Genomic DNA, 19345 nt, shown 5'->3' on the forward strand with positions numbered 1-19345 from the left:
TTGTTTCGATCGCGATCACAATCCATATGCTTATGCGCAAGTTTTAGAGAAAGGGACAATAGCGGATTTTTTCGCGCGGCAGCGAGCGCCGATTTGGAAACGGTCTGTCTTACGTGAGGGATGCTGAATGCGGGTGGCTTTCTACGCGCCGATGAAATCGCCGAACCATCCGGTGCCATCGGGCGACCGGCTGATGGCGCGGCTGCTGATCCGGGCGCTGGAGGTTGCCGGGCATGAGGTCGAGGTCATCTCCGACTTCCGCGCCTATGCCGCGACGCCGGAGGCGGCCGCGGCGCTCGAACCCGCCATCCGCGCCGAATTGGAGCGGCTGCGACTGAAAACACAATCCGCGCGCCCCGACCTCTGGTTCTGCTATCACCCTTATTACAAATCGCCCGATCCCTTCGGGCCGGTGATTTCGGCCGAACTCTCCATTCCCTATGTCACCGCCGAGGCCTCCTATGCGGCCAAACGCGACCGCACCGGCTGGGCGGCTCATCAGGCGCTCGTCGGCGAGGCGATCATGCGGGCGGCGGTCAATATCGGCTTTACCGGACGCGACCAAGCGGGACTTGCGGCCGCTTTCCCGCAGGCGCGACTTGCCGGCCTCAAACCCTTTATCGACACGTCGCTGTTCGAGAGCCTGTCGCCGGCGCCGGACCGGCACCGCCTGATGACGGTGGCGATGATGCGGCCCGGCGACAAGATGGAGAGTTATGCGATGCTGGCAAAAGCGTTGCGGCTGATCGACGATCGGTCATGGACGCTTGCCGTCATCGGCGACGGTCCGATGCGCCAGGAAGTCCAGGCGCTGTTTGCCGGTTGTCCCACGAACCGCATCGAGTGGCTGGGCGAGCGGGATGAGGCTGAGATCGCCGGCTTGCTCGGGCGCGGTGGCCTCTATGTCTGGCCGGGCTGCGGCGAGGCTTACGGCCTTGCCTATCTCGAAGCCCAGGCCGCCGGCCTGCCCGTCGTCGCACAGGAGACAGCAGGCGTGCCCGCGGTGGTCGAGGCTGGCGTGACCGGGCTGCTGACGCCGGATGGCGATGTCGCCGCCTATGCCGCAGCCGTGGCTGCGCTGCTTGACGATGCGGGGGCGCGCGATGGCATGGGGCAGGCGGCGCGGCGCTTCGTGCTCGCGGAGCGCTCGCTGACGGTGGCGGCTCACCGATTGGACGGGATTTTGCGGGATTATGCGGCAACAGGAGCGATGAAATGAACGACAGGACGAGTTGGGAGCCGCTGTACCGCGAGCTCGACCGGTGGCAGGCCGCCGGTCGCACGGCGCGCTTCTGGCTGCGCGATGACGATGCGGTCGAGCCGACGCCTGATCTGGATACGCTCCTGGAGCTGACCGGTGAGAGCGCGGTTCCGCTGACGCTCGCCGTCATTCCCGCACTGACCGGCGAGGCGCTGGCGGCGCGGCTGGCGAGGGACGCAGGCATTACTGTTGCCGTTCATGGCTGGTCGCATACCAACCATGCCGGGCCGGAGCGCAAGAAGCAGGAGCTCGGCGCCGAACGGCCGGCGGACGTGGTGCTCGCCGAGTTGCGGGAAGGGCTCCGGCTGCTGGAGCGGCTGCACCCGGACCGCTTCCAGCCGATATTGGTGCCGCCGTGGAACCGCATCGACGCAGCGCTCATCCCGGCACTGCCCGGCCTCGGCTTTGCAGCGCTTTCCGTCTACGGACGGGCGAGGCCAGGCGGCCCACTGCCGCTGCTCAACACCCATGTCGACATCATCGATTGGCAAGGCACGCGCGGCGGACGCAGCGAGGCGGAGCTGGTGGCCGAGCTGGTGGCGGAGCTCAGCGACCGGTTCGCCGGCCGCGACGAGCCTGTCGGGCTGCTCACCCACCATCTCGTGCATGACGCCGCCGCCTGGGATTTCCTCTCGGCCCTGTTTGCGGTGACCGACCGGCATCCTGCCGTCCACTGGTCGGCGGCGGCCGCGCTTCTGAGGCGATGACGAGCAGCGATCAGGCGGCGTGCACGCGTCCGAGAAAATCTCGCATGAGCGCTGTGACCTCATCGAGATGCGTCTCGAGCAGCCAATGGCCGCCGCCGAGCAGATGCAGTTCGGCATCCGGCAGATCACGCAGATAGGCCCGCGCCGATTTTTCCGGCATGTAGTGGTCGTTCGGCCCCCAGACGATCAAGGTCGGAGGTCTGTTTTCCCTGAGATATCTCCGGTGTTGCGGAAACCAGGCGCGGTTCTCCTTCAATCCGGCGATCAGATCAATGGCGACTTCCTTGCGCCGCGGCGTGGTGAGCGACCAATGCAGTTTCCAAAGATCGGGCGGGATGGTGCTGGCCAAAGGCGGCGGCAGGTCGTTGAGGAATTCCTCTTTGAAGGTTTCCTCGCTGATCGCTTCCGCGAGCGCCTGCCTCATCTCCGCTCGCGGCAGCGTCCATGTGGCTTCAATATCCGCGTATTTCGGTCCGAGCGCGTCCTCATAGGGGATATCGCCATTCTGGATGATCAGCGCCACGATGCGCCTGGGATCTCTGATCGCCAGCCGTGCGCCGATCGGTGAGCCGAAATCATGGAGGTAGAGAGCGAAGCGGTCGATGTTGACCGCGCCGATGAAGGCGTCCAGCCAGGCGGCATAGCCATCGAAGCCATAGTCGAAATCATTGGGCGTGCCGCTATAGCCGGATCCTGGAAAATCCGGAGCGATCAGGCGCCAGCGGTCGGCAAGGCGCGGCAGGAGATTGCGGAATTCATAGGACGAGCAGGGATAACCGTGCGGCAGCAGCAAGACCGGCGCATCCTGTCGGCCGGCCTCGCGGTAGAAGGTCTCGATGCCTGCGACTGTCATGATGCGATGCCGGACGAGGGCGGCCGCGCTCACCTTCGGTCCTCCTCATGCTGCTCGGCGCCCTCCACCGGCCGGAGCCACGCTTCGCGGCGCTTGATCCAGAGCTCGTAACTCGGCACCAGCGGCGTAGGAGCCTCGGACAGGATGCCGAGCTTGATCTCGGCCTCTTCGTCGTCGACGGAAAACAGCCGCGAACCGCAGCCGGTGCAGAAATGCCGGCCTTGGAACGCGCCGGTTTCCCCCGAATGTTCGAACTGCCCGGCGGGCCAGATCCCATAGAAGGTGAAGGCCGAACCGCTTTCCTTCCTGCAGTCGGTACAATGACAGATGCCGACGCGTAAGGGTTCGCCGCGAACAGAAAGCTGCACCTGCCCGCAAAGGCATTGTCCGGAAAGCACGGTCATGGCTGATCCCCGTTTCATCGATCTTGCGAATTCGGGGAAACGGTCTGGCCCGGCATCGGTTCCGCCAGAAGTTCAGACTTCAGTCTGCTAGATCACCACGGTCTGATTGTCGCGCGCGGCGAAGGCGCCGGGGAAGGCGGCCGCCGCTTGCGCTTCCATCTCCGCTAGCTGTTCGTCCGTGCGGGAGGGGGCGTGGTGGAACAGGGCGAAGCACTTGGCGCCCGCCATTTTGGCGAGCTCGGTGCCGTGCTCCCAGGTCGAATGTCCGAAGCCCTTGAAGCGCTGCATCTCGTCTTCATTGTAGGTGCAATCGTAGACGACGAGATCGGCGCCCTGCATCATCTCCAGCGAGACCGGATCATAGCTGCCGGGGATATGCTCGATATCGTAGATGAGAGCGATCGAACGGCCCTGCCATTCGACGCGGTAGCCGATGGCGCCGCCCGGATGGTTCAGCGTGAAAGTCTTGATCTCGATGCCCTCATGCGGGGTCAGAACCTGACCGGCGTGGAAATCGCGGAAGTTCATCGTCGCCTGACAGATGTCGGTCTTCACCGGAAACCAGGGCGGGCTGATGAACTGCTCGACCATCTCACGCGTGCTCATCTTTCCGTCGAGATGGCCGGACCAGATGTTGACGTTGATCGAGGGATAATAGATCGCCTTGAAGAAGGGCAGGCCGATGATGTGGTCGTAGTGGCAGTGGCTGAAGAACAGATCCACGTCGCTGACGCCGTCGGCGAGCAGCGACAACCCCGCCTCGCGCAGGCCCGAACCTGCGTCGAAAAGCAACCGATGTTTTCCGCAGCGAATCTCGATGCAGGAAGTGTTACCGCCGTAGCGATCGAACTCGGGGCCCGATACGGGAATACTGCCGCGGACGCCCCAAAATTTTATCTGAAACAGTTCTGTCGTCATCGTTTTTCAAACCGGCCTTCCCGCATCGCCATCGTAATCGTAGTTTATCCCGATGCGAAGCAGCAGAATTCCACGGGTTTGCCTGCGCCCCCTTTCATTCTCCTAACCGCTAGCGGAAGAAGAAGTATATTCTCCTAAGCAATCGGCTTTCGCGTCGGAAAGCAACCCAGTATGGTTGGTTTTCGGTAAATGGGCTGCTCGGGCGGGGCGTTTTCCGCAAGTCATGCCTATTAGATGGTTGCGCACGATTGAAAAAGCAAATCGCTGTGCTTGTGACCATCCCGCCGCATTTCTTTGCCGCCGCGCCGGCCTTCAGCTGCGGCCTCAGCCCGTACCAAGCCGCTTGATATTTCCGGTCAGTTCTCGGGCAAGCCGCAGGCTCGCAGCGGTTCCCATCGTCATTTGCGGCAGCAGCAGCCATTCGAGCGTCCAGGCCGCTCCGGAGCGTTCCTGTTCATGGATGAGGGACTGGTGGATGCCGGAGAGCGCCGTGGCGTTGAAGCGGGCGAGCGAGACCAGGACTTCAGCGGCAACCGGATTCTGCTTGTGCGCCATGGCCGAGGAGGCGCCGCCGCCTGAGACTTCGATCTCGCCGCCCATCTCGGCGAGCAGGGCGATGTCCTGGCCGATCTTGCCGAGGCTGCCAGAGATCGAGGCGAACAGGCCGGCGATATCGGCGATCGGCAGACGTGCGCTCTGCCATTGCCTGGTGTCGGAGAGGCCGAGCTCCTGGGCGAGCGAAGCACGGACGGCCGGGCCTTGCGGCCCGAGCTTGTCGAGCGTGCCGGCAGCACCGCCGAACTGGACGGGAAAACTCTGCTCGGTCAGGCGGTCGCGATAGGTCGCGAGCGGCGCGCGCCAGACGTTGAGACGGTCGGAGACGCTGATGGCGATCGCCGCCTGCATGCGGGTATGGCCCATCAGCCGGTTGCCGCCGAACTGGCGGTCGAGCCCTTCGAGCGCCGCGATGATGGCGGAAAGTCGGCCGGCAAACAGAAAGACCACCGCTTTCAGACGGATCATCAGGCTGGTGTCGATGACGTCCTGGCTGGTGGCGCCGAGATGCAGGTTTTTGCCCGCTTCCTCGCCGACCTTGGCCCGCAACTGCTTGACGAAGTCTGGGACGACGACGCCGTCCTTCGCCATTGCCGAGCGAAGGCTGGCGAGATCCGGAGAAAAACCGGTACAGGCTTCGGCAATCTTCCTTGCGGCTTCTGCGGGAATGAGGCCGTGCGCGGCTTCGGCCCTGGCGAGCGCCGCCTCGAAGGAGAGCATGGCGCGGATATCGGCTTCGGCGGAGAAGTGGGGCGCGATTTCGTCATCGCCGAGGAGGCCGGAGAGGAAGGGGTGATCGAAGGGCGATGCGGTCATGGTCTGCTCGTTTGTAAGCTGCGGCCCCCTCATCCGGCTGCCGCCACCTTCTCCCCGAGGGGAGAAGGATTTTGGGGCAGCGCCGGCGCCTATGGGCATGTGATCTCGTATGGCACATCCCCTCTCCCCTTGGGGAGAGGATAGGGTGAGGGGGCTACGGGCACTGGGTTTTCCATAGAAGCCACCGACCCTCAAATATCCAGAAACACCGTTTCGTGAGGACCCTGCAAATGAATGTCGAAATGACAAGTCGCACCGTCGCGGGTGGCGATCATCGTTGCGACGCGCTCGCGATGTTCGATGCGCGACAGCAGCGGGTCGCTGGCGTTGGCCTCCGTCTCCTCCGGGAAATACATCCGCGTATGCAGGCCGATATTGATGCCGCGGGCGACGATCCAGACGGTGATGTGCGGCGCCTGCCTGCGGCCGTCCTTGAACGGGACCCGTCCGGGTTTGATGGTCTCGAAGCTGTAGACGCCGTCTTCGGCGCGGGTCGGGCAGCGGCCCCAGCCGGCGAAGTTCGGGTCGGCGGCGCCGCGCAGTTCCGAGGGGCTGTTGTAGAGGCCGGCGCTGTCGGCCTGCCAGATCTCGGCGACGGCATCGCGCACCAGTGCGCCGGCACCGTCGAAGATGCGGCCGGTGACGGTGATGCGCTCGCCGAGCGTCTTGTCGTTGACCATCTGCGTGCCGAGATCGCTGTCGTAGACGCCTGTGATGTCGCAGAAATTCGGCGTCAGGCCGATATGCACATAGGGGCCAGCAGTCTGCGATGGGGTTTCCTTGAGATAGCCGAGCTGCTGCATGGTCAGTTGCCCTCCAGCCTGTTTTCGAACATCGTCGAGCGGCGGCCGCGCAGCACGATATCGAATTTATAAGCGCGTGAATCCATCGGAATCGTATTGCCCCAGTCGAGCGGCGCGATCAGCTGCTCGATCGCCGCCTTGTCCGGGATCGTGCCGACGATCGGACATTTCCAGATCATTGGATCGCCCTCGAAATACATCTGGGTGATCAGGCGCTGGGCAAAGCCGTGCCCGAAGATCGAGAAGTGGATATGGGCGGGGCGCCAGTCGTTGACGCCGTTCGGCCAGGGATAGGCGCCCGGCCGTACGGTGCGGAAATGGTAGCGGCCTTCCTCGTCGGTGATGGCGCGGCCGCAGCCGCCGAAATTCGGGTCGATCGCCGCCAGATAGGTTTCCTTCTTGTGGCGGTAGCGGCCGCCAGCATTGGCCTGCCAGAATTCGACCAGGGCGCCGGCCACAGGCTTTGCCCGCTCGTCGAGCACGCGGCCGTGGACGATGATGCGTTCGCCGATGGCGCTTTCACCGGGGCGCGCATAGTTCAGGATCAGGTCGTTGTCGAGTTCGCCGATCATCGAATGGCCGAAGACCGGACCTGTGATTTCGGAGATCGTGCCGTCGAGCGACAGCAGCGCGCGCTGCGGCGCGCGCAACACCGAGGTTTTGTAGCCTGGGGTCAGCGCCGGCGCGTGCCAGGCTCGGTCGCGGGCGAAGAAGGCGCCGGTCTCCGGCTTGCTGTTTGCTCGTTCGGACATTTCTCCCCCTCAGGCCGCCTTTTCGGCGTCCATCTGTGCAAAGGCCTGCTTGGCAATCTTGATCGCGTGATTGGCGGCGGGAACTCCGGCATAGATTGCCACATGTAACAGCGCCTCGCAGATATCATCGCGCGTCGCACCCGTATTGGCGGTGGCGCGCACATGCATGGCGACCTCCTCATCCTGGCCGAGCGCGGCCAGCAGGGCGATGGTGACGATCGAGCGCTCGCGCTTGGTCAGCGTCGGACGCGACCAGACATGACCCCAGGCGGCTTCGGTGATCAACTCCTGGAACGGGCGGTCGAAGCCGGTCTCGCCGGCTGCGGCGCGGTCGACATGGGCGTCGCCGAGCACAGCGCGTCGGGTTGCCATGCCTTGCCGGTAGCGTTCGGAGGGGGACGCGGTTTCGTTCATGGGCTGCTTTCTCCAGGCGGAAGGGATGTGAGGAAGGCGCGCATGATCGCCGTCAGCGCTTCCGGCTGCTCGACGCAGGGGATATGGGCGCAGTCCGGGATCACCTCGTAACGGGCGCCCGGGATCAGCCGCGCCGTGGAAAGCACGAGATCGGGCGGCGTCGAGCCGTCCTGGTCGCCGACGATGCAGAGCGTCGGAACGGCGATCGACTTGGCCGCTTGGGTGAGATCTGCGTCGCGGATCGCTTCGCAGGCGGCGATATAACCCCCGACCGGCTGCCGCGTCAGCATGTTGCAATAGCCGGAATAGGCGGTGTTTTCCGGCCGGCGGAAGGCCGGGGTGAACCAGCGCTCCATGATGGCGTCGACGATGCTGGCGATGCCGTCTTTTTCCACGGCGGCGATACGGGCATTCCAGCTTTCCGCCGTGCCGATCTTATGGGCCGTGTTGCTGAGGATCAGGGCGCGCACGAGATCCGGGCGGCGCTGATGGAGCGATTGGGCGATGAGGCCGCCGACGGAAAGGCCTAGAATAACCGCATCCTTCACCGAGAGCAGATCGAGCAGGCCGGCGAGATCCGTCGCATGGTCTTCGATCGACGATGGAAGCTGGCCGACATCGGACAGGCCGTGGCCGCGCTTGTCGTAAAGCACCACGGCGTAGTCGCCGGCCAGCCGCACCACGACGTCGCGCCAGATGCGGAAGTCCGTTCCGAGGGAATTGATGAAAACGATCACCGGCCGGTCGGCGGGCGCACCGATCACCTGATAATGGATCGTCACGTCGTTTATGCGGGCAAATTGCACGTCAATCTCCTCAGTTCAGTCGGCGGCAACCCTCATCCGTCTGCCGCCACCTTCTCCCCGCCAGCGGGGAGAAGGGAATATGCCGCAATGTCTCCCTCAACATCGACGCCACGTTTGGCACGTCCCCTCGCCCTGGGGTAGGCTTTCTCGCCAAACTCGCCCATCCAACCAGAAATACTCCTAATTGTGAAACTGACCGGTTGATCCGGTTAAGTAAAATGATATTTTCTGGCTTTTCGATAACCTCGGAGTTATGTGGGGCGATGATCGACAGCCGCGTGAAGTTTCGCCATCTGCAGACCTTTGTCGAGGTGGCGCGGCAGAAGAGTGTGATGAAGGCAGCCGAGCTGCTGCATGTCAGCCAGCCGGCGGTGACGAAGACGATCCGCGAGCTGGAAGAGGTGCTGGGCGTCGACGTCTTGGAGCGGGACGGCCGCGGCATCAAGATCACCCGCTACGGCGAGGTCTTCCTGCGCCATGCCGGGGCGGCGCTGACGGCGCTGCGTCAGGGTCTCGATTCGGTCTCGCAGGAGCAGTTTGCCGGTGCGCCGCCGATCCGGATCGGCGCCCTGCCGACGGTGTCGTCGCGGATCATGCCGCGGGCGATGGAACTCTTCCTCAAGGAAAATACCCGGAGCCGGGTGAAGATCGTCACCGGCGAAAACGCCGTGCTGCTGGAAGAGCTTCGCGTCGGCGATCTCGACCTCGTGGTCGGCCGCCTGGCCGGGGCGGAGAAGATGGCGGGCTTCTCCTTCGAACATCTCTATTCCGAACAGGTGGTGTTTGCCGTGCGCGCCGGCCATCCGCTGCTCAACGGCCGGCAATCGCTGTTTTCAGGTTTCGGCGATTATACGGTGCTGATGCCGACGCGCGGCTCGATCATCCGGCCGGTCGTCGAAAATTTCCTCATCGCCAACGGTATCTCCAGCCTGCCGAACCAGATCGAGACGGTGTCGGATTCCTTCGGCCGCGCCTTCCTGAGGGCAAGCGATGCGATCTGGATCATTTCCAACGGCGTGGTGGCAGGCGATGTCGCCGATGGGCGGCTGGCGCTTCTGCCGGTCGACACCGGCGAAACCAAGGGGCCGGTCGGGCTGACGATACGCGCCGATGCCGTGCCGTCGGCGCCGCAATCAATCCTGATGCAGACGATCCGTGAGGCGGCCGCAGAGCTTTCCTGAAGTCCTTCTTCCAATTCGCTTGCCGGATGCCCAGATTTGGACTAAATCTAGTTCAAGACAGGAGATTGCTATGCAGCAGGCAAGACGCAAGGAGCAGGAGCCGGAGCGGCTGGAAACGGAGCGGTTTGCACCGGCAAATCGCAGGCGGCTGAGCCCGCCGGCATTGCGAACCTTTCTGGCGATCGCCGATCTCTGGGGTTTGAGCGAGGAGCAGCGTCTACTCGTGCTCGGCTATCCCTCCCGCTCGACCTATCACAGCTGGGCCAAGCAGGCGCGTGAGCACGGCGCTTTCACCCTCGACGTCGATACGCTGACCCGCATCTCAGCCGTGCTCGGCATCCACCAGGCGCTCGGCGTGCTGTTTGCCGACGAACGCGCTGGCGTCGCCTGGCTGCGGACACCGCATCAGGCGCCGGTGTTTGGCGGCCATGCGCCACTCGATATCGTCACAAGCGGAACCCAGGACGGGCTGATGACCGTGCGCCGGTTTCTCGACGGCGCGCGCGGCGGGCTCTACATGCCGCCCAACAGGCTGGACGAGGCCTTCACGCCTTATGAAGATACGGACATCGTCTTCCGGTGAGCGATCGTTTTGCCGAGGCGCCGCATCCGTCCTACCGGCTGATCCCATCGCAATTTCCGCCGATCGGCCTCTTCGATACGGTGGCGAGGGCGGCCGATCTGGAAGCCGTAATGGAACTTGTAGGGTGGACCAACGACCGGCTCGTGGCCGACCGGATCCGGCGGCTTCCCGAGGCCGAATGGGTCTACGGCACGCCCAACGCCAGCATTGTGATGGCGGCATTCCTGCATGTCGCACCCGGTGGCATGCGCTTCAACGGCCCCGATCTCGGCGCCTGGTATGCCGCCGACAATCTGACGACGGCCGCCGCCGAGGTTGGTCATCATCTCCGGCGCGAGGCTGTGGCGCGTGGGGTGGCGACGATGGCGCGCACCTATCGAAGTTATGTCGCCACGCTCATCGGCGACTATCTCGACATCCGCGGCGAACAGGCTCTGCGGCCCGATATTTATGACGACACGAGCTATGCGGCGTCCCAGCTGTTCGGCGAACAGGTGCGCGCGAGCGGCGGCGCCGGCATTCTCTATGACAGCGTGCGGCTGAGGGGCGGGCTGAACATCGCGGCGCACCGGCCGAGGAATATCCGCGACGTGGTGCAGGCCGCTCATTTCGAAATCACCGTTTTCGCTGCCGACCGGCGCATCGATGTGAGGAAGCTTTCCGCCCGACGACGGCCAAAAGGCGGCGCCTAAACCGGCAGGCGTTCGGCCCACGCCTTTGCCGCCTTTGCCATCGTGGCGAGGTGGTCGGCAGCGGCGAAGCCGGAGATTTTCTTGCGCGGTTTGAGGTCGTGGTCGCCGTCCTCGAGCCAGAGGATCTCGATCCTGTCGGAGAGATCATAGCCCGGCACTTCGTCCTTTGTCCCGAACTCGTCGCGCGTTCCTTGGCAGATCAGTGTGGGTGTCTTGAGCCTCTTGAGATGGCCGGTGCGCAGCTTCTCCGGCTGGCTGGGCGGATGGAAGGGATAGCCGAGGCAGATGAGGCCGGCGATCTTTCCCCTGTCATAGAGACCGTCGGCGACCATGCTCGCAACCCGGCCGCCCATCGACTTGCCGCCGATGATGAGGGGACCGCCGGCGTCGAGCGCAGCAATCGCCGCCTCATATTCGGGATTGAGCGTTTCGGCGCGCGGCGGCGGCTTGCGGACTCCGGTGCGGCGGGCGGCCATATAGGAGAATTCGAACCTGACGACGCGAAAGCCGACGCCGGCAAGCGCGTCGGCCGCCGCTGTCATCGACACCGAATCCATCGGCGCGCCGGCGCCATGGGCAAGAAGGACGGTGAAGCGCGCATCCTGCGGCCCTTGCAGCAAAAACCTCTCGAGCATCGGCAACCTCCATCCGCCGCCGGAACCATGTCGGCAGCCCCGACTTCTTCCCTGGAAAGGAGAAAGACAATGTCGACGATTGATGAAAACGTAAAGCCCGAGCAGCGCCGCCCCAAGGATGTCAAAACAGTTCCCGGCAAGCCGGAACCCGCCGACGCGGAATCGATGGCGCCGCCGACCGTGCAACCGGCTGGGGAGGGCGACAAAAGCGAGCGGCCGGTGGTCAATCCCGTGACCGGCGCCGCCCTTTAGTGCCAGTGCGATAAAGATGATGCAAAAACCCCTTGAAACGGCGAATGCAAGCGTCCATATACCGGGCCTGCCTGAAAAATGGATGCGCCCGGTATCGACGTCGTCGAGCTGTTCGCTGTCCGACAGGATAAGGGCGCTCCCCGCAAGGGTCGAGCGCCCTTTTTGCTTTTCCGACGCCGCGTGGAATCACGGCTTGGGTTTGCATTGGTGGCGATAGCGAGAAAATCCTACCATAATCTATAGAGCACTTCGGAATCCCGAAATTGGCTGCATCGTTGAAATCGTTCAATGTTTTTCCACGGGCACATGGCTGAAAAGGCGTCGAATTTCGGAATCCCGAAGCGGGCGGATTTCGGGATTCCGAAGTGGGATTTTTTTCGCGCCGGCGTTTTCTCGCTGAGCGAGGATTATGCCATCTCCCGCGTGCTCGCCGTCAGAAAATCTATGAAGGTACGGACCTTGGCCGAGAGATATTTGCGGCTCGGATAGACGGCGTAAAGCGTGCTGTTGAAGCCGAGCATAATGGCCGGAAGCACGATCTCCAGACGGCCTGCCTCGATATCCTGCTCAGCCATCCATGTCGGCAGAAAAGCGAGGCCCATGCCGCGCAGGGCCGCCAGGTGTAGAATTGTCTCGTTGTCGCTTTGCATCGCCGTGCGGAAGGTGATCTTGTGTGGTCCGTCCGGACCTTCCAGCGACATGCTTTCCCCGAAATTGACACCGGAGTACCGAAGCAGTGCGTGGCCGTTGAGCTCGCCGACGTTCCGGGGCCGCCCGGTTCGCTCGAGGTAATCCGGCGAGGCCATGAGACGGAACTGCACATTCGTCAGCAGGCGGGCGACGAGGCCCGGATCGAGCCGGTCCTGCGACGTTGCCCGCAGCGCCAGATCGAAACCTTCGTCAACCAGGTTGACCAGCCGGCCGCTGAGATCCAAGTCCAGGCAGACATCGGGGTAGCGTCGGTTATACGCTGCCAGCATGTCCGTAAAATAGCTGGTTGCCGCCCAAACCGGCGCACTCAATTTCAGGGTACCGCGGGGAGCCACCGTCACTTTGCTGATGGCATCTTCCACCTCGTCCAGCCGTTCGAGCATCTCCCTGGTCTGGTTGAAATAAAGCCGCCCTGTCTCCGTCAAGCTGACATGCCGGCTGGTTCGGTTGAGCAGCCGCGTGCCCAGGCGGCTCTCGAGCTGCATCACATGCTTGCTCGCCATTGCCGGTGAAACGCCCAGGCGATCGGCGGCAGCGGTGAAGCTTTTCAGTTCGGCGACGGTGCAAAATACCCGCAGGCTCGTCAACGTATCCATTGATCATCAACATCCAGGAAATGGTTCTTCACTATCTGCCACATTGATCAATGATGGAGATAAAATCAAAATCTTCCTATCGAAGCGCTGCCCCAATGCTCGCGGCAATGATACGAAGGACAATTCCGGTGACAGATTCTCGACTCCCGACCTATTTCGTCAGCCATGGCGGTGGTCCCTGGCCCTACATGACAGGCGAATTCCGTCGCAACTTCGACGTGCTCGAACAGTCGCTGGTCGACATGCGCGCTGAACTCGGTGATGCGCCGAAGGCGATCCTCGTGATCTCGGGGCACTGGGAAGAGGAAGGTTTTGCCATATCGTCGGGCGTCAAGCCGGGCATGGTCTACGACTATCACGGCTTTCCCGAACACCTCTATCACATCACCTACAATGCCCCCGGTTCGCCTGATCTCGCAAACCGCGCTCAGCATCTGCTGCGGGCGAGCGGTATCGAGGCGGCGCTTGATCCGACGCGTGGTTACGATCACGGCACGTTCAGCATCATGAAGCCGCTCTATCCGGAAGAGAACATCCCTGTCGTGCAGCTTTCGCTGGATGCGGGTTATGATCCGGCGCTGCACATCAGCGTCGGCCGGGCGCTGGCGCCCTTGCGTGACGAGGGCGTCCTGATCATCGGCAGCGGTCTCAGCTATCACAATCTTTCAGCCATGCGCGGCACCGGCGGATATGAGCCGTCCCGCCGCTTCGATGCCTGGCTTCAGGAAACACTGGTTCACACAGCCTGCGACAAGCGCACCGAGCGGCTGATCGAATGGCAGCAGGCGCCGGCCGCCCGGGCGGCGCATCCGCGCGAAGACCACCTCCTCCCGCTGATGGTGGTGGTCGGCGCCGCCGAGAACGAAGCCGGCGCCACCACCTATCACCAGAAGGATTTTGCTGGCGGGCTCACCGCATCGAGCTTTCGTTTCGGCTGCGCCCCCTCAACCTCCCAATCATATGGAGATGCGCAATGACCGGCGAAATCTTCAAGCCGTCTTCGCCATGTCGATAAGGCTCTGGAAAGAAACCAGGAACTCAGAAGGCGGCCTCCGCCGCGTGACCTCACATCAACCTCTTTGGAGAAACTCGATGATCAATACCGGCAAATGGACGCCATACATTCTCGCACTTCTGCGCATCATGGCGGCCTTACTCTTCCTCGAACACGCCACAATGAAGTTTCTGCAGTTTCCGGGTCCGATTCAAGGCGTACCCTATCCGCTGCCCGCCCTCCTGCTGGTTGCAGGCGCAATCGAGGTGATCACCTCTGCTCTGATGCTCGTCGGATTTCAAACGCGCATCGCCGCATTCATCGCTTCGGGCGAAATGGCTGCCGCCTACTTCATGTGCCACACGCCGTATGGCTTCTGGCCGGCGCTGAACATGGGCGAAGGTGCCATCCTGTTCTGCTTCATCTTCCTCTACATCGCCTTTGCCGGCGGCGGAGCCTGTACGCTCGACAACGCGCGTCCTCCCGCCACGGCCTGAGACGGCATCATCCGGGAATCGCACTGGCACAGCGTTCTTCATGCCGGTCGTTTCGGTCGCTTAGGTAGTTTTCTGTTCCATTCCTCCTCAAAGGCGGATTTTTCCCGCCGGTCCTGTCGATTTTCGCATCTGAGGATCGTCTTCCCAACGATGTGCTGGAAATCCGTTGCGATCGCGGCACATCATTTGAGCGCTCGAGACGCGCGACGACAGAAGGAGGATATGTGATGGATGATCAGCAGCTGGTACCCGCCGCCGTGCTCGCGGCAAAAAACGGCGTCCGTTTTCCCAATGAGAGCGAGGAATATCGCAGTGCCCGCGACGCGCTGCTGGCCGAGGAGATCGAATTGCGCCGGCATATCGAGCGCGTGGCGAGACAGCGCCGGGCGCTGCCGCCAGGCGGCGAGGTGAAGCAGGATTATCGCTTCGAGGGCGCCGACGGCCCGATCTCCCTCAGCGAGCTTTTTGCCGACAAGGAGACGCTGATCGTCTACAGCTACATGTTCGGGCCGGAGCGCGAGCGTCCATGCCCGATGTGTACCTCGCTGCTGTCGGCCTGGGATGGCGAGGTGCCCGATATCCAGCAGCGCGCCGCCCTTGCTGTCGTTGCGCTTTCGCCGATCGGCAGGCTGCTCGCCTTCAAGAAGGAGCGCGGCTGGCATCACCTGCCGCTTTATTCCGATCCGTCGGGCGATTACAGCCGCGACTATCACGCCATCGGCAGAGGCGGCGGCGATGACGCCGCCTACAACGTCTTCACGCGGCGCGACGGCACCATCCGCCACTTCTGGAGCCAGGAAATGGGCGGCGTGACGGCTGATCCCGGCGAGGATCCGCGTGGCGCGCCCGATCTGATGCCGCTCTGGACCCTGATCGATACGACGCCGGAAGGCCGGGCGCCGGACTGGTATCCGAAGCTGTCCTACTGACGGTTTTAGCGCGTGCTGCGTCAGCCGGTGGAACGGTTTCTGGAGGTCTCGATCCATTCGAGATTGGTGACCGAAGCCTCCGGCAGCAGCGATGGATCGAGATCGTAGACATAGCCGCTCAGCATGTCGGCGGCCCGTTCGGCCGCTTTGATCTTCGCCTCGGTTTCCGCGACCGCCTTGGAGATCGCTTCGATGCGGGCGCGGAACATATGGGCGAGCACGTCCCGGCCGGACTGCTTTTCCAGCCGTTCCAGATGCAGGCCGACGCGTGAGGCGTGGCGCTCCAGCTCGCTCTTGCTGAAACGCGCCTTGCGCAGTTCCTCGGACAGGCTTTCCTGCATGACGGCGACCGGATCGAAACTGCCCGGCGCCCGCTCGTCGAGAACGGCGTCGGTCACGAGCTTCTCGATCATCACAAGCGCCTGCAGCTCGGCGGCATCGGCGAACTCGACGTCATAGCCGGTATCGTCGTAGACCTTGCGTCGGACCGGATCGAGCAGCAGCGCATAGGCTTTCTGCAAATTGTCGAAAGCTTCCGTATCGCCGCCCGAATCAGGATGGGCGACCTTTGCCAAGCGACGGTAGGCCGCCTTCAGCTTCGCCTCGTCCGCATCGCGTTCAACGCCGAGAATATCGTATGGATCCGTCACACCTACTCCCTTGCCGCCCTTGATGTCACGGGCGGTCTAGGTCTTCTTCTGCATCAGAAGGGCAAAGTTTAGACCGAAAGCAGGAATGGCGTCCATGGCCTGATATCGCATTGGTCGGTGCCCACGCTCGGATATTTGCCATATTGCCATGTTTTTTCAACCGTTTGCCTGAGGTCGACCAGTGATAATCGCGACGAGATAAGCGATGGCTTCGCCATCGATTTCCAGCACGGTCGCCGTCGCCTGCTCGATCAGCAGCGCGTCGCCGTCTCTCAGCATCCCGGTCTCGCCATTCCGCCGGAATGACACCGTGCCGCGATGGCAAAGGAACAGGCATGTCGGCGATGGCAACGGCACGGGCGTGGCGCCGTCGATTTCGATTCGGATGAGACTATGAGTGAGACCGCCCCGGCGGGTCATGACGTTGAGGTCGGTGATCGCGCCGTCTGCCAGCCTGGCGGTAACGGGAATATCGGCCGGGAAAGCAAGAGGCGCGCTTTCCGTCGTCAGCAGCGCGGGCGCACGGCCGTCGATCTCGAGCATCATGCCGTTGCCGTCGAGGACCGCCAGCGTCCGGTCGATGCCCGGGAAAATCGAAAATGGTCCGTCCTCCGCGACCGCTGCCATGCTGATGCGCCAGTCGAAATCCTCGATGGAAGCACCAGAGGGAAAGACGGCGATCTCCACCGTCTCCCCCTTGCCGTTCTTCCACGGCATGCGCTTGTGGTCGCCGGCGAGCAGGATCTCCACGGGATTCAGTTCCCGAGAATGCCGGGCAGGCGCAGGCCCTTTTCGCGGGCACAGTCGATGGCGATGTCGTAGCCGGCATCGGCGTGGCGCATGACGCCCGTTGCCGGATCGTTCCAGAGCACCCGCTCGAGGCGCTTGGCCGCATCATCGGTGCCATCGGCGCAGATGACGACGCCCGAATGCTGGGAGAAGCCCATGCCAACGCCGCCGCCGTGATGCAGCGATACCCAGGTGGCGCCCGACGCGGTATTGAGCAGGGCGTTCAACAGCGGCCAATCGGAGACGGCGTCCGAGCCGTCCTTCATCGCTTCGGTTTCGCGGTTCGGCGAGGCGACGGAGCCGGAATCGAGGTGATCGCGGCCGATGACGATCGGGGCGGAAAGCTCGCCCTTCCCAACCATTTCATTGAAGGCCAAAGCCAGGCGGTGGCGGTCGCCGAGGCCAACCCAGCAGATGCGCGCCGGCAGGCCCTGGAAGGAAATGCGCTCCCTGGCCATGTCGAGCCAGTTGTGCAGATGCTTGTTGTCGGGAAGCAGCTCCTTCACCTTGGCGTCGGTCTTGTAGATATCCTCGGGGTTGCCCGAGAGGGCCGCCCAGCGGAAGGGGCCGATACCGCGGCAGAACAGCGGTCTTATATAGGCCGGTACGAAGCCGGGGAAGGCGAAGGCGTTTTCGAGGCCCTCTTCCTTGGCGACCTGGCGGATGTTGTTGCCGTAGTCGAGCGTCGGGATGCCCGCATTCCAGAAGGCGATCATCGCTTCGACGTGCTCGCGCATCGAGGCGCGTGCGGCCTTTTCGACTGCCTTCGGATCGCTTTCGCGCTTGGCCTTCCACTCGGCCATCGTCCAGCCCTTCGGCAGGTAGCCGTTGATCGGATCATGCGCCGAGGTCTGGTCGGTGACGATATCAGGGCGGATGCCGCGGCGGACCATCTCAGGCAGGATTTCGGCGGCATTGCCGAGCAGGCCTACGGATTTGGCTTCGCCAGCCTTGGTCCAGCGGTCGATCATCTCGAGTGCCTCGTCGAGCGTTTCGGCCTTGGCGTCGAGGTAGCGGGTGCGCAGGCGGAAATCGATCGAATCCGGATTGCATTCGACGGCAAGGCAGCAGGCACCAGCCATGGCGGCGGCGAGCGGCTGGGCGCCGCCCATGCCGCCGAGGCCGCCGGTCAGGATCCATTTGCCCTTGAGGTTGCCGCCATAATGCTGGCGACCGGCCTCGACGAAGGTCTCGTAGGTGCCCTGCACGATGCCCTGGGTGCCGATATAGATCCACGAGCCGGCCGTCATCTGCCCATACATGGCAAGGCCCTTCCTATCCAGCTCGTTGAAATGATCCCAGGTCGCCCAATGTGGCACCAGGTTGGAATTGGCGATCAGCACACGCGGCGCATCCTTGTGGGTGCGGAACACGCCGACCGGCTTGCCGGACTGGACGAGCAGGGTCTCTTCTTCCGTCAGCGTCTTCAGCGTGGCGACGATGCGATCGAAGTCCTCCCAGGTGCGGGCGGCGCGGCCGATGCCGCCATAGACGACGAGCTCGTTCGGATTTTCGGCGACGTCGGGGTCGAGATTGTTCATCAGCATGCGCAACGGCGCTTCCGTCATCCAGCTCTTAGCATTGAGATCGTTGCCGCGGGGCGCGCGGATTTCACGGATATTGTGGCGTGGATTGGTCATGGCTGTTCCCTGTTCTCAGGTTTCAATCGTCAGCGTTTCAGGCCCGGTGCGATCTGTTCGATGCGCACCAGAATGTCTTTGAGATGAATGCGGAGCCTGTCGGCCTTGGCGGCGTCATAGGCGAAGGGCGGCGTCTCGGTCTGCAGATGAGTCGATTGCGCGAGCTCCATCTGGATCGCATGCACGCCGGTCTCGGGCCGGCCATAATGGCGGGTCGTCCAGCCGCCCTTGAAGCGACCGTTGAGCACGCTGTCATAGCCTTGCGCGGCTTCGACGACGGTCAGCGTCGCCTGCTCGATGGCGCCGTCGCAGGTCCTGCCCATATCGGTGCCGATATTGAAATCCGGCAGCTTGCCTTCGAAGAGGAAGGGAATATGCGAGCGGATCGAGTGGCAGTCGTAGAGAATCGCGACGCCGTGGATTGCTCTGACCCGCTCGATTTCGGCGGCAAGGGCGGCATGATAGGGCGCATGAAAATCCCTAAGCCGCGCCGCGATATCGGCCTCATCGGGCGCTTGCCCATCCTTCCAGATCGGCTTGCCGTCGAAATCCGTCTCCGGGACGAGGCCGGTGGTGTTCTGGCCTGGATAGAGGCTGACGCCGGCGGGATCGCGATTGGCGTCGATCACGTAGCGATGGAAGGTGGCGCGCACGGTCGTGGCGTCATCGAGCAGGCCGTCATAGAGCCGGTGGATGTGCCAGTCGGTATCGGCGAGGATCCGGCCATTGTCGTTGAGGCGATCGTAAATCGCCGGCGGCACGTCGGTGCCGGTGTGGGGGAAGGCGAGGACGACGGGGGAGGTGCCCCGACGGATTTCGAAGACGGGGGTGCTCATGGGCAGAGCGCTCCGGCGTCTGGGGCATCACCCCCCTCTGTCCTGCCGGACATCTCCCCCACAAGGAGGGA

General features: G+C 63.2%; 23 protein-coding genes. 9 read left to right on the forward strand and 14 right to left on the reverse strand.

Going from position 1 to position 19345, the window contains the following annotated elements; all coding sequences use genetic code 11:
* Nucleotides 1-127 precede the first annotated feature (127 nt).
* Nucleotides 128-1219, forward strand: a complete 1092-nt coding sequence (locus RHE_RS24275) for a glycosyltransferase family 4 protein (protein ID WP_042119817.1) — start codon at nucleotides 128-130, stop codon at nucleotides 1217-1219.
* Nucleotides 1216-1968: a polysaccharide deacetylase family protein gene (locus RHE_RS24280; protein ID WP_011427909.1), complete on the forward strand. Its 753-nt coding sequence runs from the start codon at nucleotides 1216-1218 to the stop codon at nucleotides 1966-1968. The genes RHE_RS24275 and RHE_RS24280 overlap by 4 nt, the downstream gene beginning before the upstream one ends.
* Nucleotides 1969-1978: 10 nt before the next feature.
* Here RHE_RS24280 and RHE_RS24285 read toward each other — a convergent pair whose 3' ends face one another.
* The 8 genes from RHE_RS24285 to pcaD all read right to left on the reverse strand — a co-directional run bounded on the left by RHE_RS24285 (nucleotide 1979) and on the right by pcaD (nucleotide 8289).
* Entirely contained in the window at nucleotides 1979-2821 is an 843-nt protein-coding gene (locus RHE_RS24285; protein WP_011427910.1) for an alpha/beta fold hydrolase, read from the reverse strand.
* Nucleotides 2822-2850: 29 nt separating this feature from the next.
* Nucleotides 2851-3225, reverse strand: coding sequence for a GFA family protein (locus tag RHE_RS24290; protein ID WP_011427911.1), 375 nt, complete (start codon nucleotides 3223-3225; stop codon nucleotides 2851-2853).
* Between the two features lie 87 nt (nucleotides 3226-3312).
* Nucleotides 3313-4143: an MBL fold metallo-hydrolase gene (locus tag RHE_RS24295; RefSeq protein ID WP_011427912.1), complete on the reverse strand. Its 831-nt coding sequence runs from the start codon at nucleotides 4141-4143 to the stop codon at nucleotides 3313-3315.
* A gap of 324 nt (nucleotides 4144-4467) precedes the next feature.
* Nucleotides 4468-5514, reverse strand: a complete 1047-nt coding sequence (locus tag RHE_RS24300; RefSeq protein ID WP_042119916.1) for a 3-carboxy-cis,cis-muconate cycloisomerase — start codon at nucleotides 5512-5514, stop codon at nucleotides 4468-4470.
* A gap of 191 nt (nucleotides 5515-5705) precedes the next feature.
* Nucleotides 5706-6317, reverse strand: a complete 612-nt coding sequence (gene pcaG / locus RHE_RS24305) for a protocatechuate 3,4-dioxygenase subunit alpha (RefSeq protein WP_011427914.1) — start codon at nucleotides 6315-6317, stop codon at nucleotides 5706-5708.
* Nucleotides 6318-6319: 2 nt separating this feature from the next.
* A complete protein-coding gene (gene pcaH / locus RHE_RS24310) occupies nucleotides 6320-7069 on the reverse strand; it encodes a protocatechuate 3,4-dioxygenase subunit beta (RefSeq protein ID WP_011427915.1) in 750 nt (249 codons plus the stop codon).
* Nucleotides 7070-7078: 9 nt separating this feature from the next.
* Nucleotides 7079-7483 (reverse strand): 4-carboxymuconolactone decarboxylase, encoded by a 405-nt coding sequence (gene pcaC / locus RHE_RS24315; protein WP_011427916.1) that lies wholly within the window; start codon nucleotides 7481-7483, stop codon nucleotides 7079-7081.
* Complete coding sequence (pcaD, locus tag RHE_RS24320; RefSeq protein WP_011427917.1) at nucleotides 7480-8289, reverse strand: 3-oxoadipate enol-lactonase; 810 nt, start codon at nucleotides 8287-8289, stop codon at nucleotides 7480-7482. The genes pcaC and pcaD overlap by 4 nt, the downstream gene beginning before the upstream one ends.
* 263 nt (nucleotides 8290-8552) lie before the next feature.
* Here pcaD and pcaQ point away from each other — a divergent pair, with 263 nt between their 5' ends.
* The 3 genes from pcaQ to RHE_RS24335 all read left to right on the forward strand — a co-directional run bounded on the left by pcaQ (nucleotide 8553) and on the right by RHE_RS24335 (nucleotide 10745).
* Nucleotides 8553-9470, forward strand: a complete 918-nt coding sequence (gene pcaQ, locus RHE_RS24325) for a pca operon transcription factor PcaQ (RefSeq protein WP_011427918.1) — start codon at nucleotides 8553-8555, stop codon at nucleotides 9468-9470.
* A 70-nt stretch (nucleotides 9471-9540) separates the two neighbouring features.
* Entirely contained in the window at nucleotides 9541-10053 is a 513-nt protein-coding gene (locus RHE_RS24330) for an MbcA/ParS/Xre antitoxin family protein (protein ID WP_011427919.1), read from the forward strand.
* Nucleotides 10050-10745 carry an RES family NAD+ phosphorylase gene (locus RHE_RS24335; RefSeq protein WP_011427920.1) on the forward strand — a complete coding sequence of 232 codons (696 nt, stop codon included), beginning with the start codon at nucleotides 10050-10052 and terminating at the stop codon, nucleotides 10743-10745. The genes RHE_RS24330 and RHE_RS24335 overlap by 4 nt, the downstream gene beginning before the upstream one ends.
* Here RHE_RS24335 and RHE_RS24340 read toward each other — a convergent pair.
* Nucleotides 10742-11380, reverse strand: a complete 639-nt coding sequence (locus tag RHE_RS24340; protein WP_011427921.1) for an alpha/beta hydrolase family protein — start codon at nucleotides 11378-11380, stop codon at nucleotides 10742-10744. The genes RHE_RS24335 and RHE_RS24340 overlap by 4 nt on opposite strands.
* Nucleotides 11381-11449: 69 nt before the next feature.
* On the opposite strand from RHE_RS24340, the gene RHE_RS24345 reads away from it, so the two are divergent.
* Nucleotides 11450-11632 carry a hypothetical protein gene (locus RHE_RS24345; RefSeq protein WP_042119819.1) on the forward strand — a complete coding sequence of 61 codons (183 nt, stop codon included), beginning with the start codon at nucleotides 11450-11452 and terminating at the stop codon, nucleotides 11630-11632.
* Nucleotides 11633-12039: 407 nt separating this feature from the next.
* On the opposite strand, the gene RHE_RS24350 is transcribed toward RHE_RS24345, so the two are convergent.
* Complete coding sequence (locus RHE_RS24350) at nucleotides 12040-12939, reverse strand: LysR family transcriptional regulator (RefSeq protein ID WP_011427922.1); 900 nt, start codon at nucleotides 12937-12939, stop codon at nucleotides 12040-12042.
* 128 nt (nucleotides 12940-13067) lie between these two features.
* Here RHE_RS24350 and RHE_RS24355 point away from each other — a divergent pair, with 128 nt between their 5' ends.
* The 3 genes from RHE_RS24355 (at nucleotide 13068) to RHE_RS24365 (ending at nucleotide 15359) form a co-directional block, all read left to right on the forward strand.
* Entirely contained in the window at nucleotides 13068-13916 is an 849-nt protein-coding gene (locus RHE_RS24355; protein ID WP_086005046.1) for a DODA-type extradiol aromatic ring-opening family dioxygenase, read from the forward strand.
* A gap of 115 nt (nucleotides 13917-14031) precedes the next feature.
* Entirely contained in the window at nucleotides 14032-14430 is a 399-nt protein-coding gene (locus RHE_RS24360; protein ID WP_011427924.1) for a DoxX family protein, read from the forward strand.
* 227 nt (nucleotides 14431-14657) lie between these two features.
* Nucleotides 14658-15359, forward strand: a complete 702-nt coding sequence (locus tag RHE_RS24365) for a DUF899 family protein (protein WP_011427925.1) — start codon at nucleotides 14658-14660, stop codon at nucleotides 15357-15359.
* A gap of 20 nt (nucleotides 15360-15379) precedes the next feature.
* Here the strand turns inward: RHE_RS24365 and RHE_RS24370 are convergent, their stop codons facing one another.
* The 4 genes from RHE_RS24370 to hutG all read right to left on the reverse strand — a co-directional run bounded on the left by RHE_RS24370 (nucleotide 15380) and on the right by hutG (nucleotide 19274).
* A complete protein-coding gene (locus RHE_RS24370) occupies nucleotides 15380-16009 on the reverse strand; it encodes a J domain-containing protein (RefSeq protein WP_011427926.1) in 630 nt (209 codons plus the stop codon).
* Between the two features lie 156 nt (nucleotides 16010-16165).
* On the reverse strand, nucleotides 16166-16759 hold the full coding sequence (locus RHE_RS24375) for a HutD/Ves family protein (RefSeq protein ID WP_042119823.1): 594 nt from the start codon (nucleotides 16757-16759) through the stop codon (nucleotides 16166-16168).
* Nucleotides 16760-16764: 5 nt separating this feature from the next.
* Nucleotides 16765-18438 carry a urocanate hydratase gene (hutU, locus tag RHE_RS24380; RefSeq protein WP_011427928.1) on the reverse strand — a complete coding sequence of 558 codons (1674 nt, stop codon included), beginning with the start codon at nucleotides 18436-18438 and terminating at the stop codon, nucleotides 16765-16767.
* Nucleotides 18439-18467: 29 nt separating this feature from the next.
* On the reverse strand, nucleotides 18468-19274 hold the full coding sequence (gene hutG, locus RHE_RS24385) for an N-formylglutamate deformylase (RefSeq protein WP_011427929.1): 807 nt from the start codon (nucleotides 19272-19274) through the stop codon (nucleotides 18468-18470).
* Nucleotides 19275-19345: the final 71 nt, after the last annotated feature.

This window comes from Rhizobium etli CFN 42 (genome assembly GCF_000092045.1).
Lineage (GTDB): Bacteria > Pseudomonadota > Alphaproteobacteria > Rhizobiales > Rhizobiaceae > Rhizobium > Rhizobium etli.

Coding starts and splice junctions, on each gene's coding strand:
- RHE_RS24275 (WP_042119817.1), top strand. CDS start 128: ATGCGGGTGGCTTTCTACGCGCCGATGAAATCGCCGAACCATCCGGTG.
- RHE_RS24280 (WP_011427909.1), top strand. CDS start 1,216: ATGAACGACAGGACGAGTTGGGAGCCGCTGTACCGCGAGCTCGACCGG.
- RHE_RS24285 (WP_011427910.1), bottom strand. CDS start 2,821: ATGACAGTCGCAGGCATCGAGACCTTCTACCGCGAGGCCGGCCGACAG.
- RHE_RS24290 (WP_011427911.1), bottom strand. CDS start 3,225: ATGACCGTGCTTTCCGGACAATGCCTTTGCGGGCAGGTGCAGCTTTCT.
- RHE_RS24295 (WP_011427912.1), bottom strand. CDS start 4,143: ATGACGACAGAACTGTTTCAGATAAAATTTTGGGGCGTCCGCGGCAGT.
- RHE_RS24300 (WP_042119916.1), bottom strand. CDS start 5,514: ATGACCGCATCGCCCTTCGATCACCCCTTCCTCTCCGGCCTCCTCGGC.
- pcaG (WP_011427914.1), bottom strand. CDS start 6,317: ATGCAGCAGCTCGGCTATCTCAAGGAAACCCCATCGCAGACTGCTGGC.
- pcaH (WP_011427915.1), bottom strand. CDS start 7,069: ATGTCCGAACGAGCAAACAGCAAGCCGGAGACCGGCGCCTTCTTCGCC.
- pcaC (WP_011427916.1), bottom strand. CDS start 7,483: ATGAACGAAACCGCGTCCCCCTCCGAACGCTACCGGCAAGGCATGGCA.
- pcaQ (WP_011427918.1), top strand. CDS start 8,553: ATGATCGACAGCCGCGTGAAGTTTCGCCATCTGCAGACCTTTGTCGAG.
- RHE_RS24330 (WP_011427919.1), top strand. CDS start 9,541: ATGCAGCAGGCAAGACGCAAGGAGCAGGAGCCGGAGCGGCTGGAAACG.
- RHE_RS24340 (WP_011427921.1), bottom strand. CDS start 11,380: ATGCTCGAGAGGTTTTTGCTGCAAGGGCCGCAGGATGCGCGCTTCACC.
- RHE_RS24345 (WP_042119819.1), top strand. CDS start 11,450: ATGTCGACGATTGATGAAAACGTAAAGCCCGAGCAGCGCCGCCCCAAG.
- RHE_RS24350 (WP_011427922.1), bottom strand. CDS start 12,939: ATGGATACGTTGACGAGCCTGCGGGTATTTTGCACCGTCGCCGAACTG.
- RHE_RS24360 (WP_011427924.1), top strand. CDS start 14,032: ATGATCAATACCGGCAAATGGACGCCATACATTCTCGCACTTCTGCGC.
- RHE_RS24365 (WP_011427925.1), top strand. CDS start 14,658: ATGGATGATCAGCAGCTGGTACCCGCCGCCGTGCTCGCGGCAAAAAAC.
- hutU (WP_011427928.1), bottom strand. CDS start 18,438: ATGACCAATCCACGCCACAATATCCGTGAAATCCGCGCGCCCCGCGGC.
- hutG (WP_011427929.1), bottom strand. CDS start 19,274: ATGAGCACCCCCGTCTTCGAAATCCGTCGGGGCACCTCCCCCGTCGTC.